This is a genomic window from Salinispora sp. CH2A1_6 (genome assembly GCF_056820975.1).
Window position 1 is genome coordinate 1,166,186 of sequence record NZ_JBXEDG010000003.1, and the last position, 15,901, is coordinate 1,182,086.

At 69.8% G+C, this 15,901-nt stretch carries 11 protein-coding genes and 1 pseudogene; 9 read left to right on the plus strand and 3 right to left on the minus strand.

The genetic code is table 11. The features are described from left to right. Nucleotides 1-10: 10 nt before the first annotated feature. The 3 genes from gltB (at nt 11) to AC1UKG_RS10405 (ending at nt 7,224) form a co-directional block, all read left to right on the plus strand. Complete coding sequence (gene gltB, locus AC1UKG_RS10395; protein WP_018742779.1) at nt 11-4,732, plus strand: glutamate synthase large subunit; 4,722 nt, start codon at nt 11-13, stop codon at nt 4,730-4,732. Further along, the gene (locus tag AC1UKG_RS10400; protein ID WP_482642687.1) at nt 4,725-6,230 is read left to right on the plus strand and encodes a glutamate synthase subunit beta; all 1,506 of its coding nucleotides are present in this window, start codon (nt 4,725-4,727) and stop codon (nt 6,228-6,230) included. The genes gltB and AC1UKG_RS10400 overlap by 8 nt, the downstream gene beginning before the upstream one ends. Nucleotides 6,231-6,426: 196 nt before the next feature. After that, nucleotides 6,427-7,224, plus strand: a complete 798-nt coding sequence (locus tag AC1UKG_RS10405; protein WP_018813674.1) for an SGNH/GDSL hydrolase family protein — start codon at nt 6,427-6,429, stop codon at nt 7,222-7,224. 91 nt (nt 7,225-7,315) lie between these two features. Here AC1UKG_RS10405 and AC1UKG_RS10410 read toward each other — a convergent pair whose 3' ends face one another. Genes AC1UKG_RS10410 through AC1UKG_RS10420 form a run of 3 tightly spaced genes read right to left on the minus strand, consistent with a single transcriptional unit; the run spans nt 7,316 to nt 9,403 of the window. Next, entirely contained in the window at nt 7,316-7,567 is a 252-nt protein-coding gene (locus tag AC1UKG_RS10410; RefSeq protein WP_018742776.1) for a helix-turn-helix transcriptional regulator, read from the minus strand. A 10-nt stretch (nt 7,568-7,577) separates the two neighbouring features. Then, nucleotides 7,578-8,429 (minus strand): ABC transporter permease, encoded by an 852-nt coding sequence (locus AC1UKG_RS10415; protein WP_029123051.1) that lies wholly within the window; start codon nt 8,427-8,429, stop codon nt 7,578-7,580. Next, complete coding sequence (locus tag AC1UKG_RS10420) at nt 8,426-9,403, minus strand: ABC transporter ATP-binding protein (protein WP_482642688.1); 978 nt, start codon at nt 9,401-9,403, stop codon at nt 8,426-8,428. Before AC1UKG_RS10420 ends, AC1UKG_RS10415 begins: the two co-directional genes overlap by 4 nt. A gap of 267 nt (nt 9,404-9,670) precedes the next feature. On the opposite strand from AC1UKG_RS10420, the pseudogene AC1UKG_RS10425 reads away from it, so the two are divergent. The 6 genes and pseudogenes from AC1UKG_RS10425 to AC1UKG_RS10450 all read left to right on the plus strand — a co-directional run. Then, nucleotides 9,671-10,516: pseudogene (locus AC1UKG_RS10425) on the plus strand (esterase/lipase family protein); the annotation flags it as partial. Nucleotides 10,517-10,845: 329 nt separating this feature from the next. Beyond that, on the plus strand, nt 10,846-12,294 hold the full coding sequence (gene pyk, locus AC1UKG_RS10430) for a pyruvate kinase (protein WP_026271222.1): 1,449 nt from the start codon (nt 10,846-10,848) through the stop codon (nt 12,292-12,294). 52 nt (nt 12,295-12,346) lie between these two features. After that, a complete protein-coding gene (locus AC1UKG_RS10435) occupies nt 12,347-13,231 on the plus strand; it encodes an acyl-CoA thioesterase (protein WP_026271221.1) in 885 nt (294 codons plus the stop codon). Between the two features lie 295 nt (nt 13,232-13,526). After that, the gene (locus tag AC1UKG_RS10440; protein WP_018742770.1) at nt 13,527-14,057 is read left to right on the plus strand and encodes a SigE family RNA polymerase sigma factor; all 531 of its coding nucleotides are present in this window, start codon (nt 13,527-13,529) and stop codon (nt 14,055-14,057) included. Beyond that, nucleotides 14,054-15,175, plus strand: coding sequence for a hypothetical protein (locus AC1UKG_RS10445; protein ID WP_482642689.1), 1,122 nt, complete (start codon nt 14,054-14,056; stop codon nt 15,173-15,175). The genes AC1UKG_RS10440 and AC1UKG_RS10445 overlap by 4 nt, the downstream gene beginning before the upstream one ends. 208 nt (nt 15,176-15,383) lie before the next feature. Next, the gene (locus AC1UKG_RS10450) at nt 15,384-15,854 is read left to right on the plus strand and encodes an RrF2 family transcriptional regulator (protein ID WP_018742768.1); all 471 of its coding nucleotides are present in this window, start codon (nt 15,384-15,386) and stop codon (nt 15,852-15,854) included. The last annotated feature ends 47 nt before the right edge of the window (nt 15,855-15,901 follow it).

Sequence of the window (15,901 nt, forward strand, 5' to 3'; positions counted from 1 at the left end):
GGAGGCCCGGGTGGCCGTTCCGTACCCGCACCGCATCCCGCAGCAGGTCCCGCACTCCGGCCCGAGCGGGTCCACCGCCGGGCTCTACGACCCCGCGTACGAACGAGACGCGTGCGGGGTGGCGTTCGTGGCGGACCTGCGCGGCCGGCGGTCGCACGAGGTGGTGGCGAATGGGCTCGCCGCGCTGCGTCGGCTGGACCACCGGGGTGCCCGGGGCGCGGAGCCGAACACCGGCGACGGCGCCGGCATCCTGATTCAGGTGCCGGACGCGCTGCTGCGCGCGGTGGTGGACTTCCCGCTGCCCCCGATCGGTGAGTACGCGACCGGCCTGGTCTTCCTGCCCGACGACGACGAGGCCGAGCTGCGGGCCCGCCGGGTGGTGGAGAAGTACGCGTTGGTCGAGGGCGCCGACCTGCTCGGGTGGCGGGACGTGCCGGTGGATCCGGCGGGCCTGGGCGCGACGGCGCTCGCGGCGATGCCCCGGGTCCGGCAGCTCTTCGTCACCGCGCACCGGCTCACCGACTCGGCGTCGGGCCCGGCCGGTTCCCGGTTGACCGGCATCGAGCTGGAGCGGGTGGCGTACTGTGTCCGCAAGCAGGCCGAGCGGGAATCGGCGGAGCGCGGTGTGCCGGCGTACTTCCCGTCGCTCTCCGGCCGCACGATGGTCTGGAAGGGCATGCTCACCCCGGACCAGCTGCCGGAGTTCTACCCGGAGTTGACCGACGAGCGGATGCGCAGTGCCATCGCGCTGGTGCACTCCCGCTTCTCCACGAACACGTTCCCGTCCTGGCCCCTGGCGCACCCGTTCCGGTTTATCGCCCACAACGGCGAGATCAACACGATCCGGGGCAACCGCAACTGGATGCAGGCGAGAGAATCGATGCTCGCGGGTGGAGCCGGTGCGGCGCTGCCCGGCAACATTCGTCGGATTTTTCCGGTCTGTACGCCGGGGGCGTCCGACTCGGCCAACTTCGACGAGGTCCTGGAGCTGCTGCACCTGGCGGGGCGAAGCCTGCCGAACGCGGTGTTGATGATGATTCCGGAGGCCTGGGAGAACGACCCGGACATGCCCGCTGACCAGCGGGCCTTCTACCGGTTCCACGCCAGCCTGATGGAGCCCTGGGACGGGCCGGCGTCGGTGGCGTTCACCGACGGCGAGATCGTCGGGGCGGTGCTGGACCGCAACGGCCTCCGTCCCGGCCGTTGGTGGCAGACCTCCGACGGGCTGGTGGTGCTCGGCAGCGAGGCGGGCGTGCTGGACCTGGACCCGGCCACCGTGGTCGCCAAGGGGCGCCTGCAGCCCGGCCGGATGTTCCTGGTGGACACCGTGGGCGGCCGGATCGTGCACGACGACGAGATCAAGGCCGAGCTGGCGGCGGCCCAGCCGTACGAGGAGTGGCTCCACGCCGGCCTCATCGAGCTGACCGACCTGCCGGCCCGGGAGCACATCGTCTACACCCACGACTCGGTTCGTCGCCGGCAACAGGCGTTCGGTTACACCGACGAGGAGCTGAAGATTCTCCTCGCGCCGATGGCGCGGGTCGGGGCCGAGCCGATCGGGTCGATGGGAACGGATACCCCGATCTCTCCGCTGTCCACCCGGCCCCGGCTGCTCTACGACTACTTCCATCAGCTCTTCGCCCAGGTCACGAACCCGCCGCTGGACGCCATCCGGGAGGAGTTGGTGACCAGTCTGCAGACCACGATCGGGCCGGAGGGCAACCTGCTCGAGCCGGGGCCGGCGAGTTGCCGGCAGCTCGTGCTCCCCTATCCGGTGATCGACAACGACGAGCTGGCGAAGATTCTCTCCATCGACGAGGACGGGGACCTCCCCGGATTCAAGGCGGTCCGGGTCTCCGGCCTGTACCGGATCCGGGAGGGCGGCGCGGGCATCCGGGCGCGGCTGACCGAGATCTGTCGGCACGTCTCCGAGGCCATCGAGGACGGCGTACGCATCCTCGTCCTCTCCGACCGGGACTCCAACGCCAACCTCGCCCCGATCCCGTCGTTGCTGCTCACCGCGGCGGTGCACCAGCATCTGGTGCGGGAACAGACCCGGACCCAGGTGGCGCTGATCGTGGAGTCCGGCGACTGCCGGGAGGTGCACCACGCGGCCGTGCTGGTTGGGTACGGCGCGGCGGCGGTCAACCCGTACCTGGCGTTCGAGTCGGTGGAAGACATGATCTCGACGGGGGCGCTGGCCGGCGTCGAGCCGGGCACCGCGGTTCGCAACTACGTCAAGGCGCTCGGCAAGGGCGTTTTGAAGATCATGTCGAAGATGGGCATCTCGACCGTGTCGTCGTACTGCGGTGCCCAGGTCTTCGAGGCGGTTGGGCTGGACAGCCAGCTGATCGAGCGGTATTTCCGGGGCACTCCCAGCAAGATCGGCGGGATTGACCTGGACGGGATCCACGGTGAGGTCGCCGCTCGACACGCCTTCGCCTGGCCGGAGCCGGGGACGGCGACGACCGATCGGCTGGATGCCGGCGGCGAGTATCAGTGGCGGCGTGAGGGTGAGCTGCACCTGTTCAACCCGGAGACCGTCTTCCTGCTCCAGCACGCCACCCGCAGTCGCCAGTACGACGTGTTCCGGGCGTACACCTCGAAGGTTGACGCGCTGGCCGCCCAGGGGGGCGCGCTGCGAGGGCGGTTCACGCTCCGTACCGGAGTGCGCCCGCCGGTGCCGATCGAGGAGGTCGAGCCGGCCACCGAGATCGTTCGACGTTTCGCCACCGGCGCCATGTCCTACGGGTCGATCTCGGTGGAGGCGCACGAAACCCTCGCGATCGCGATGAATCGGCTCGGCGGCAAGTCCAACACCGGAGAGGGCGGTGAAGACGTCGAGCGACTACACGATCCGACCCGCCGCTCCGCGGTCAAGCAGATCGCCAGCGGTCGGTTCGGGGTCACCACCGAGTACCTGGTGAACGCCGATGATCTGCAGATCAAGATGGCGCAGGGCGCCAAGCCCGGCGAGGGCGGCCAACTTCCCGGCAACAAGGTCTGGCCGTGGATCGCCCGGACTCGCCACGCCACCCCGGGGGTCGGCCTGATCTCTCCGCCACCACACCACGACATCTACTCCATCGAGGACCTGGCCCAGCTCGTGCACGACCTCAAGTGCGTCAACCCGGCGGCGCGGGTGCACGTCAAGCTGGTCAGTGAGGTCGGGGTGGGCACGGTGGCGGCGGGTGTGGCGAAGCTGAAGGCCGACGTCATCCTCATCTCCGGGCACGACGGCGGCACCGGTGCGTCCCCGCTGAACTCGCTCAAGCACGCGGGAACACCGTGGGAGCTGGGCCTGGCCGAGGCGCAGCAGACCCTGCTGCTCAACAAGCTTCGGGACCGGGTCACCGTGCAGGTGGACGGCCAGCTCAAGACCGGTCGGGACGTGCTGGTCGCGGCCCTGCTCGGGGCGGAGGAGTTCGGCTTCGCCACCGCCCCGCTGATCGTCGAGGGCTGCGTGATGATGCGCGTCTGTCATCTGGACACCTGCCCGGTCGGCATCGCCACCCAGAACCCGGTGCTGCGCGAGCGGTTCACCGGCCGGCCGGAGTTCGTGGAGAACTTCTTCCTCTTCCTCGCCGAGGAGGTTCGGGGGTACCTCGCCGAGCTGGGGCTGCGCTCGATCGACGAGGCGATCGGCCGGACCGAACTGCTCGATGTCGCGCCCGCAGTTGATCACTGGAAGGCGGCCGGGGTCGACCTGAGCCCTGTCCTGCGCCTGCCGGAGCTACCCGAGGAGACCGCGCGGCGGGGTGTCCGTGCCCAGGACCACGGTCTCGGGGCGGCGTTGGACAACGAGCTGATCGCGCTCGCCGAGCCGGCGCTGCGCTCCGGCACCCGGGTGCGGACGCAGGTGTCGGTGCGTAACGAGCACCGCAGCGTCGGTGCGATGCTCGGTGGCGAGGTGGTCCGTCGCCACGGCGGGGCCGGCTTGCCCACCGACACGATCGAGTTCGACCTGCGCGGCACCGTCGGGCAGTCGTTCGGTGCGTTCCTGCCGTCCGGCGTCACCCTGCGCCTGCACGGCGACGCCAACGACTACGTCGGCAAGGGGCTCTCCGGTGGGCGGCTGGTGCTCCGTCCGGACCGGGCCGCGCCCTTCGTCAACGCGGAGGCCATGCCGGGCCGGCGGGCGGAGGACCAGATCATCGCCGGCAACACGATCCTCTACGGTGCCACCGCAGGTGAGGTCTTCCTCCGTGGTCGGGCGGGGGAGCGGTTCGCGGTACGGAACTCCGGGGCGGCTGCCGTCGTTGAGGGCGTCGGTGACCACGGCTGCGAGTACATGACCGGCGGTACGGTCGTGGTGTTGGGGCCGACGGGGCGGAACTTCGCGGCCGGGATGTCCGGCGGGACCGCGTTCGTGTGGCGGCTGGATCGTCGGCGGGTCAACACGGAGTTGGTGGACCTGACACCCCTGAGCGAGCAGGAGCAGGCAACCCTCTACGACCTGGTCCAGCGGCACTACACCGAGACCGACTCCGCGGTCGCCGAGGACTTGCTCAAGCGTTGGTCGGAGGCGGTGGCGGAGTTCACCGCCGTGGTGCCCCGGGACTATCGCCGAGTGCGGGAGATCATGCGGGCCGCCGAGGCCGCCGGCTACGACGTGGACGATGCGGTGATGAGCGCCCTGGCGGCGCCGGCAGCGCAGCCCGCGTCGTCCGCACCGTCCACGCCGGTGTCGCCCGTCGCGCGGGTGGCCGTCCAGGAGGTAGCTCGTGCCTGATTCGTTTGGTTTCCTGCGGTACGACCGGCAGCTTCCCGCCCGCCGGCCCGTGCCGGTGCGGATCATGGACTGGCGGGAGGTCTACGCACCGGCAGGTGAGGAGCTGATCCGGGAGCAGGCCACCCGCTGCATGGACTGCGGCATCCCGTTCTGCCACGACGGCTGCCCGCTGGGCAATCGCATCCCGGACTGGAATGACCTGGTCCGCACCGGTGGCTGGGACGCCGCGGTGGAGACGCTGCACGCCACCAACAACTTTCCGGAGTTCACCGGTCGGCTCTGCCCGGCGCCCTGCGAGGCGGCCTGCGTACTCGGCCTCGGCGGCCAGCAGCCGGTCACGATCAAACAGGTCGAGGTGGAGATCGCCGACGCCGCCGTGGCCCGCGGCGGGCTGCGGCCCTGGTCGGTGCCGCCCGCCAGTGGCCGGTCGGTGGCGGTGGTCGGCTCCGGGCCCGCCGGGCTCGCCGCCGCGCAGCAGTTGGCCCGGGCCGGGCACGCGGTCACCGTGTACGAGCGGGACGACGCCCTCGGCGGCCTGCTGCGGTACGGCATCCCGGACTTCAAGCTGGAGAAGCACCACATCGATCGGCGGCTGGCGCAGCTCGCCGCCGAGGGGGTGCGCTTCCGGGCCGGGGTGGAGGTCGGTGTCGACGTGACCGCCGAGCAGCTGCGGGCCGAGCACGACGCGGTGCTGCTCGCCTGCGGTGCCCTGGCCAGCCGGGACACCCCGGCAACCCCCGGGCGTTCGTTGCGCGGGGTGCACCAGGCGATGGGGCACCTGGTCGCGGCCAACCGGGTGGTCGCCGCCGCGGGGGACACGCCGCCGGCCGCCGCGGTGCTGCCGGACGGCACGCCGATCGATGCGGCTGGTCGGAACGTTGTGATCATCGGTGGCGGGGACACCGGCGCGGACTGCCTCGGCGTCGCCCACCGGCAGGGTGCCGCCGCGGTGTACCAGCTGGATCTCTACCCGCAGCCGTCCCGGGAGCGGGACGAGGCACGGGATCCGTGGCCGACCTGGCCGTGGATCCTGCGGGAGTACCCGGCGCACGAGGAGGGCGGGGAGCGGGTCTTCGCGGTCGCCGTGCAGGAGTTCATGGACGACGGCAGCGGGGCGGTGCGGGCGGTCCGGATCGCCGAGGTGAGGGTGGAGAAGAGTGCTGGCCGGCGGATCGTCACCCCGGTGCCGGGTACCGAGCGGGAGCTGCCGGCCGACCTGGTTCTGCTGGCGATCGGGTTCGACGGCACCGAGCCGCAGCCGCTGCTTGAGCAGCTCGGGGTTTCCCGCAACGAGCGGGGCGCGGTGGCGGCCCGTTCGGATTGGCAGACCGACGTGGACGGCGTCTTCGTCGCCGGGGACATGCACCGGGGGGCGTCGTTGATCGTGTGGGCGATCGCCGAGGGCCGGGCCGCCGCCGCCGCCATCCATTCGTACCTGGACGGGCGGGGTTCGCTGCCGGCGCCGGTGGGTTCGGACGCTCGGCCGCTGGCCGGCTGAGGACGGCGGGCTGCCGTGGCTGGGCTGAGGGCGGTTGGCCGGGCTGCGGCCCGGCCGGCTGCGGGGATCGGAGCGGTGCCGCATCCCATTCACTTTAGCGAATTGCTTCGGTAGCATTACCGGCTAGTAACAAGCTCTACCCTGGCCACGCGCGCGGTCTCTGGGCTCCACCACCCCCGGCCCTGTGGAGGTCCACATGCCACCCCGTGCACCCGCCCGCGCCCTGGCGGCGCTGGTCGCCCTCTGCGTCGCCGTCGTCGGCGCAGTGCTGGTTCCCAGCGCCGCGCAGGCCGCGACCATCAACTACGTCGCGCTCGGCGACTCGTACTCCAGCGGCGTCGGCGCCGGTCCGTATGACGGGTCCATCTGCCTGCGCAGTCAGAAGTCCTACGCCCCGCGCTGGGCTGCGGCGAATGCGGTGACCAGCTTCCAGTTCCCGGCCTGTGGTGGCGCGGTCACCGCCGACGTCATCAACAGCCAGGTCGACTCGCTCAGCGCCAGCACCACGATGGTGACGGTCACCATCGGTGGTAATGACACCGGCTTCGCCAGCGTGATGCTCACCTGTCGGTTCGGCAGCACCTCGTCCTGCTCGGAGGCCATCGACGAGGCGCGGGACTTCGCCCAGGCCACCCTGCCCGGCCGGCTGGACGCCACCTACGCGGCGATCCGGGACCGGGCGCCGAACGCCCAGCTGATCGTGCTCGGCTACCCGCGACTCTTCGAGACCGGCTGGTGTGGCCTGTTCGGGATGAGCAGCACCAAGCGGCAGCAGCTCAACGAGGCCGCTGACCTCCTCAACAGCATCACCGCCGGCCGCGCCGCCGCGGCCGGTGCCACCTTCGCCGACCCCCGTTCCTACTTCGCCGGCCATGGCGTCTGCGGCGACGAGCCCTGGATCAACGACGTCACCGGGATCATCGAGGCGTACCACCCCAACGACGAGGGCTACCGCGACGGCTACCTGCCGGCGCTGAACGCCGTCACCGGCTGAAACCGCTTGCCGGTCGGCAGTCCCTGGGTGGACTGCCGGCCGGCCGTGGGGGCAGGTACCGACGCCGGCGGTGCTGGCCGCTGCCCCTGGTTCACGCGGAACGGCGGTTTCCGACAGTGGCATCACCGATGCGGGGAAACGGTTCGATCGAGAAGACCACCTCGACCGGCACCTCGAAGTAGGCGGCGATCCGCAGCGCCAGGTGCAGGCTGGGCCGAAACTCCCCCCGCTCCAGGTAGCCGATGGTCTGGTAGTGCACTCCGAGCGCGTCGGCGAGCTGCCGCCGGGAGATGCCCCGTTCGGCGCGCAGCACCGCGATTCGGTTGTGCACGGTCTCGCTCATCAATGCCCTCTCATCCGACCCGCCGCATGGCCTGCTCCCGTCGGGCCGTGACCCGCGAGCCGGACTCCCGGCGGGCCATCCGTCGCAGCAGCACCGGCGCCAGCACGAGACCGAGCACCGCCCACGCCCCGAGGACGGCAACCATCTCCAGATGGCGCCAGGACCCGCCGATCTCGACCGCCGCCAGGTCAGCCGGAAGCAGCGCGGAGCGCATGCCCAAGCCTAGCCAGTAGAGCGGGAAGACCTGGGCGGCGCCCTGGAGCCAGTCGGGTAGGCCGGTGATCGGGTAGAAGATGCCGGAGATGCCGATGAGTCCCATCACCGGCAGCACTATCAGCCCCATGTTGCGCGGGTTCTCGATCAGGGAGCCGATCATCGCGCCCAGCGGGAGCGTCGCCACCAGCCCGAGCGGCACCGCCCAGGCCAGAGTGAGCCAGGCACCGGGGTCGCCCAGCCGGAGCCCGTCCAGGAAGAACATCCCGGGGGTCAGTTGGATGACCAGGCCGATCATCGCGACCGAGGAGACCAGCAGCAGTTTGCCGACCAGGTAGCCGAGCATCCCGTTCGGGATGGCCTTGGCCCGCAGCAGGGTGCCGTCCTCCCGGTCCACGACGAGATGCTGGGCCAGCCCGAGCAGCCCGCCGAAGAGTAGGCCCATGCCGAGCGCGCTGGGCAGTGTCCGCGCGCCGAGGGAGAAGTCGGTGCCGGGTACGGTCGCCCCGCGCATGAAGAAGACGGCGACCAGCAGCACCGCCGTGGGGAAGAAGTAGTTCCACAGGTCCTGGCCGTTGGTGAAGGTGCTGCGCAACTCGATCATCCCGCGTCGCAGGCCGGCCCGGAGTGCGGTGGTCTTCGGGCTCATCGGGCCTCCTCCTGCTGCTGCCACACCCGTTCGGCCCAGCCGGTACGGATTCCGGTCTCCTCCTCGTGCACCAGGGCCAGGTACGCGTCCTCCAGGTTGGCGCGGCGTACCTCCAGTTCCTGTACCCCGTCGCCGTGGTCGCGGAGCAGGTCGCGCAGGAACCCGGTGGCGTCCATGGTGGCGTGTACGTGACGGTGGCCGTCGCAGGTCCAGCGGATCTCCGCATCGGTGGTCAGCCGGCGGGAGAGCTGGTCCGGTGAGCCCTGGGCGATGATCCGGCCGTTGGCCAGGATGACGATCAGGTCGGCGAGCTTCTCCGCCTCGGCCAGGTCGTGGGTGGTCAGCAGGATGGTGGTGTGGTCCAGGTCGGCCAGGCGGTGCACGAGTTCGTGGAACTCGCGTCGGGCCGCTGGGTCGAGGCCGACTGTCGGCTCGTCCAGGAAGAGCAGCTCTGGCCGGCCCACGATGCCGACCGCCACGTCGAGCCGCCGCCGTTGCCCGCCGGAGAGCCGGGACACCCGAGTGCTGGCATGTGCGGTCAGCCCGACGGCCGCCAGCAGGTCGTCCACCGGCCAGGGGCGTTGGATCTGGTCGGTCGCGTACGGCGCGTAGTAGTCGCCGAGGTGGGAGAGGAGGTCCCGGACCCGCCACCGGCCGTGGTCACGCCAGGACTGGAGCACCACGCCGATCTGGGCGCGCCACCGCTCGTCGCCGTGGGCGGGATCAACGCCGAGGACCCGGACCGACCCGGCTGAGGGCAGCCGGAATCCCTCAAGGATCTCGATGGTGGTCGTCTTGCCGGCACCGTTCGGCCCGAGCAGTGCGATCACCTCGCCTCGCTGGGCGGTGAGGTCAACGCCGTTCAGCACGTCCACGGCGCCGTAGCGCATTCGTAGGTCTCGAACGTCGAGGACCAACTGGTCGTCGGGATTTCGGGGGGCCGCGACAGCCTCCGGCCGTTCGACTGTAGTCATACTCCGGAAGTTAGCACTTCTACTACATCTCTAGGTATAGGAACTCTCCCCGGGAGGGGCTGTGTCTTCGCCGTGGTGCGGTGGCTCCGTGGGTTGCTCACCCCTATGAGGCCTTTGTCTGGGTGGCCGGAGTGTGCCGTTGATGGAACAACAGGTTACCGGGAGGTAGCTAGGCATTGACGAATGAGAATTCAGGCCCGCATCATCGTTCGCACCGGTCGATCGGACTCGCACCGCACCCACCACCACCCTCACGGAGGTGCAGCCATGCTGCTTCGAAAGACCGCCGTCGTGCTCGCGTTCGTGCTCGGCGCCACGCTCACCGTCCCCGGTGTCGCCGCCAGCGCGGCACCCGCCGTCCCGGAGGGCGCCGCCAGTGCGGCGTCCGCCGGGACGGCGGCGGAGCAAACGTCCACCCACCATGCCCCGGCGAGCGGTTCCGGTGCCGCCGCAGCCGGCCCGGCTGAGGCAGCCGACAACCCCGTGATCATCGTTGGCGGGTTGAGCGGCTTCGCCTTCGCGTACAAGCCGCTCGCCGCGCGTCTGGACGCCGACGGCTTCCGTCCCTTTGTCTACGAACTGCCGGGGCTGGGCTTCGGCGACATCCCGACCTCGGCCCGCGCCTTCGCCGAGTACGTTGACCAGGTTCGCGCCACCACCGGTGCCGCCCGGGTGGACCTGGTGGGGCACTCCGAGGGGGGCTTGGTGGCCCGCTACTACCTGAAGCGGCTCGGTGGTACCGAAGCCGTCGGCCGATACGTCAGCCTCGGCAGCCCGCAGTACGGGACGTACGTGGCCAATATCGTCGCCTTCCTCGGGCTCGGCAACTGCGCGGGTGTCGTGGCCTGTCAGCAGATGACGATCGGCTCGGACTTCCTCGCCGATCTCAACGCGGGTGACGACACCCCCGGCTCGGTCAGCTACACCACGATCCGTACGTGGCAGGACGAGTTGGTGCGGCCGGTGGGCAATGCCGCGCTGGCTGACGGGGCGAAGAACGTACTGATCCAGTCCCGGTGTCCGCTGCGGCTGGTCGGCCACCTCGGGCTGGCGCTGGACGGGACCACCTACACGGTGATCCGCCAGGCGCTGCGTGACGAGTCGATCCGCCCCACCGGGTTGTGCCGGCTGGTCCGGTTTGTCTCCCCGGGCCCGTGCCGAGCTGCGTCGGCCTCCCGAGGCGTGCGCGTCCCTGGTCGTAGCGGGGGGGCACGGGAAAACCAGCGACCGAGTGGAATGTCTCTGTGCTGTTCACCCATGCCTTTCTGCCGGGCTGACCGCGGGCGGTACGATCTCGGGGCGCGCGGTCGCCGACGCCCGCCCCCCCACGACGTTCCCGGCGGTTATCCACTGCCGGCCGTGCAGCCGCGCAACGTCGGAGAACGTGTTCGCATTGCGACAGGGGTCGGCCCCCGGACCGGCCCGGAGGAGAGATTAGCCTGATGGGCGTGACACGCCGCGCAAAGATCGTTTGCACACTTGGCCCCGCCGTCTCCTCGCCGGAGCGCATTCGTGGCCTTGTTGAGGCCGGAATGGATGTGGCGAGGCTCAACTTCAGCCACGGCAGCCACGCCGATCACGAGGCGGTTTGCCGGCTGGTTCGGGAGGCGGCCGAGGCGGCGGGGAGGCCGGTCGCGGTTCTCGCCGATCTCCAGGGTCCCAAGATCAGGCTCGGTCGGTTCGCCGACGGCCCGCACGAGTGGCGTACCGGTGACTCGGTGGTCATCACCAGTGATGACATTCTCGGGACCCGGGACCGGGTCGCCTGCACCTACCGGAAACTTCCCGAGGAGGTGAAGCCCGGCGACCGGCTGCTGATTGACGACGGCCGGGTCGCGGTCGAGGTCACCGACGTCACCGGCAACGACATCCGTTGCCTGGTCACCGAGGGCGGACCGGTCTCCAACAACAAGGGTGTGTCGCTGCCGAACGTTAAGGTCAGCGTCCCCGCGCTCTCGGAGAAAGACACCGAGGACCTGCGGTTCGCCCTCGGCCTCGGTGCCGACCTGGTGGCGCTCTCCTTCGTCCGCTCCGCCGACGACATCAAGCTGGTCCACGCCATCATGGCCGAGGAGGGTGTGCACCGGCCGGTGCTGGCCAAGGTGGAGAAGCCGGAGGCGGTGGATCAGCTCGGGGCGATCGTCCTGGCCTTCGACGGGATCATGGTGGCCCGTGGTGACCTCGGTGTGGAGATGCCGCTGGACCAGGTGCCCCTGGTGCAGAAGCGCGCAGTGCAGCTCTGCCGGGAGAACGCCAAGCCGGTCATCGTCGCCACCCAGATGCTCGACTCCATGATTGAGAACTCCCGGCCCACCCGTGCCGAGGCCTCGGATGTGGCCAACGCCGTGCTCGATGGCGCGGACGCGGTGATGCTCTCCGGCGAGACCAGCGTCGGGAAGTACCCGGTGCTCACCGTCAGCACCATGGCAAAGATCGTGGCGACGACGGAGGCGGGCTCGATCGGGGTGCCGCGGCTCCAGCACGATCCGCGCACCCACGGCGGCGCGCTCACCATCGCCGCATCGTCGATCGCCCGGGCGATCGACGCCAAGGCTCTGGTGGCGTTCTCGCAGACCGGCGACACCGTCCGGCGACTCTCCCGGCTGCACTGCGACCTGCCGCTGCTCGCGTTCACTCCGGTGCCGGAGGTGCGCAACCAGCTCGCCCTCTCCTGGGGGGTGCAGACGTTCCTGATGCCCTTCGTCGAGCACACCGACGCCATGTTTCGGCAGGTTGACGAGGCGCTGCTCGGCCTCGGTCGGGCCAACCCCGGCGACTACGTGGTGATCGTCGCCGGTAGCCCGCCCGGAACGCCCGGCTCGACCAACACCCTGCGCGTGCACCAACTCGGGTCGCTGGTCGACCTCGCTGCGGCCCGGGCGCTCCAGTGAGCGTTCGGAGCGAGCCGAGCTCGCGATCCTCGTGGTCGCGACTGGAGGCCCGGTGAGCGAGTCCGGTGCGGTGGTCGGTCAGGCCGCCGTCGATCAACTGCTGGAGGTGCTGGACCTCAGCTCGACCGGCGAGCGAGCCTTCCGGGGGATGAGCCCGCAGGTCGGCCCGCAGCGGGTCTACGGGGGGCAGGTCGCCGGTCAGGCACTGGTCGCCGCCGGGCGGACGGTGGATCCGGAGCGCTCCGTGCACTCCCTGCATGGCTACTTCGTGCGGCCGGGCGATCCAAGCGTGCCCATCGACTACCAGGTCGAGTGTGTCCGGGACGGTCGTTCCTTCTCCGTCCGCCGGTCAGTGGCGCTGCAGCACGACAAACCGATCTTCTTCATGTCGGCGTCCTTCCAGCGTCAGGAGGAAGGGCTGGACCACCACGCGCCCGCCCCGCCGGACGTGCCCGGCCCGGACGAGATCCCGACGATGAGTGACCGGCTCGCCCGCTACCCGGAACGGCTGGGGATCTGGGCGCTGATCCCCCGGCCGATCGACGTCCGCTACGTCGGCGAGCCCGGCTGGGTGCGCCCGGGCGACCGTCCGGCCGAGCCGAACCAGCGGGTGTGGATGCGGATCGACGGCGAACTCCCGGATGATCCGCTGCTGCACGCCTGCGCTCTGACGTACGCCTCCGACCTCACCCTGCTGGACTCGGTGTTGTCGGTGCATGGCGAGGTCTGGGGGCCCGGCGGGGTGGTGGGCGCAAGTCTCGATCACGCCCTCTGGTTCCACCGGCCGTTCCGCGCCGACGAGTGGTTCCTCTACGACTGCTGGAGCCCGTCGGCGTCGGGCGCACGGGGGTTGGCGGCCGGGCGGATGTTCACCCGGGACGGCCGGCAGATCGCCAGCGCGGTGCAGGAGGGCTTGCTGCGCAGAGTTGGCGCCTGACGGCCAACGCGTGATCGGTGTCGAGGGGATCCGGGCGAAGTTCTTCCGGCAGCATCGACACGACAACGTCATCGCCCCCCGTGAGCCGGTACCCGAAGATGGGTGCCGGCTCACGGCGTTGGGAGCAGAGTGCGCCAGGATCGCCGCCTCGGGCAAGCTTGTTGATCCAGGTCATTCGTCGACTGCGTGGAGTTCCCCGGAGATTTTGGCGGTGCGGCAACCAAAGTGCTGGGGTTGGGCGTCTAGAGGGGCGTAAAAAATGTCGACGGACACCCTCACCCAAGGATCGGCTCGTGTGGACCCTTTGCTGAAAGAGTTCGAATCGTTCGTCCGGAACCGGACGCCTGCGCTACTGCGGTCGGCTTACCTGCTGACCGGTGACCAGCACCTCGCTGAGGATCTTGTCCAGTCGGCCCTCGCTCGGACGCACCAATCGTGGAAACGGCTGCACGACAGCGGGAACGCCGAAGCCTACACGCGGAAGATCATGTACCACCAGCAGGTTTCGTGGTGGCGACGTCGACGTGTAGGCGAGTCGATGCCGGGTGAGATGCCCGAGCGAGGCGACAGCAAGCCGCATTCGGACGCCGCGGACCAGGCCGTCTTGCGGCTCACGTTGCGCAACGCACTGGCTCAGCTCTCGGCGAAGCAGCGGGCGGTGCTGGTGCTGCGCTTCTTCGAGGACTGTACCGAAGTGGAGACCGCCGGCCTGCTCGGCGTCACTGTCGGCACCGTCAAGAGCCAGACATCCAAGGCCTTGGCCAAGTTACGCACTGTCGCACCCGAGCTCGCCGAACTGTACGCCCTGGAAGGAAGCGCCCGATGAAAGACGACCGCCTCCGGCTCGACCTCGCCGATCTGGCGGAAGAGGTCAACGCCGTTGACCTATGTGACCAGGTCTTGCGTACCTCCCGTCGGCTCGCTATCCGACGTGTGATCGTCACGTCCGCTGCTGTCCTCACGCTATTTGCCGCCACTGGTACGGCCTTTGCGGTGATTCCCCGTGGCGATGGTCCGGTGTCGGTGCCAGCCGACTCTCCTTCGGTCATCGTTCCCCCATCGCCGCCGGCCGACCCGTCCCCGACTCCGTCGTCGACGCCAGTTGAGCCAACAGGGTTGCCTGGCACCCGTTACTACCTGGGTCTTGGCGACGATGCCGCTGTCCATGCCGTACGGGGCGAGGCCAACAACGTGGTGGCCCGCTTCCCGCTCTCGGACGATGACCCGTGCCCCAGGAACACGCTCACCATCTCCCCGAATGGTAAGTGGGTGGCCTTTGTCAAGGGCAGCGACGCGAATCGCCATAGTGGAGAACTGCTGGTGGGTCCGCTGGGGGTGGCGGGGGATGCGCCGGAGATGGTCAGCGTGCTGGGCGATGTCAACTGCCTTGGCTCCCGGCCGTTGCTGTGGAAGGGCGATGACCTGCTGGGAGTGCGGCTTGCGGATCGGCAGTTTGTGCTCCTCGATGTGGCAAGCAAGGAGCCGGTGGCCGACAGCCCTCGGGCGGATAGCGTGCAAGGCTGGTCCGCCGATGGAACATGGCTGGCCGCGGAGCAGGATGGCACCCCGTATGTAACAAATGGGACGCAAGTGCGGAAGTATGACTACACCCCGCCTGCCGCTGAGGCGAAGCGGTGGGATGGCTGGACCGTTCGAAGTATATCGATGGATGGCCGGTATGTTGCGGTGGGCTGGCACGGCACCGACCCGTCCCGCCAAGATCGCAGCTTTGGTGTGGTCGACACCACCACGGGCGCGACGGTGCCGCTGCCGGGCGAGGGAGAAATCCGAAGCATCCTGTTCACCGTCGACGACAAGGTGTTGATTCGGCGGGCGAGCGGTATCAGCGTGCTCAACAGCTCCTTCGAGCCCCTCAGTAACGTCGTCGAACCCGTTGAGTTCGAAGGTCTGACCTTGCTGGCCTACAGGTCTGATCGCGGTTAACCGCGCCATCGGCCCTGGGCCTCTCAGCTCTGGAGCCGCCGTGTCACGGGGCACGGCGGCTCCAGCTTGTACGCATTCGGAGCCGCTCGAAGGTGGAGGTCCTGCGCTGTTGGTGGGTGATCGTCGCACCATGTGTTCGCTGCCCAGAGCCGGATAGATCCGAGGGACGATCGGGCCGTTGACGGACGAGCCGGCTAGCCTGTCTGCCATGCGTCTCTCCGCCCGGGTTGACTATGCCCTCCGCGCGGTCGCCGAGCTCGCCGCGGTGACCGGTGGTGCCTCGACCGGCCGAGGGCGATTCGTCACAGCCGACCAGATCGCCCGAGCCCAGGAAATCCCGCCGAAGTTCCTGGAGAGCATCCTGTTGCAGCTGCGTCGCGGCGGTGTGGTGCGAGCTCAGCGGGGCCCGGAAGGGGGCTACTGGCTGGCACGGCCGGCTGCCGAGATCTCCCTCGCCGAGGTGATTCGGGTGATCGACGGTCCGCTGGCCCATGTCCGTGGGCAGCGGCCGGAGCAGCTCGGTTACCACGGTGCCGCGCGGGCCCTGCAGGATGTGTGGATCGCCCTGCGGGCAAGCGAACGCCAGATCCTTGAGCTGGTCACCGTGGCGGATGTCGCCGACGGTGCCCTGCCGGCGCGGGTTACCGAGTTGGTCGCCGACCCGCGCGCCTGGACCTGAGCCGCGCGCCTGGACCTGAGCCGCGCGCCTGGACCTGAGCCGCGTCC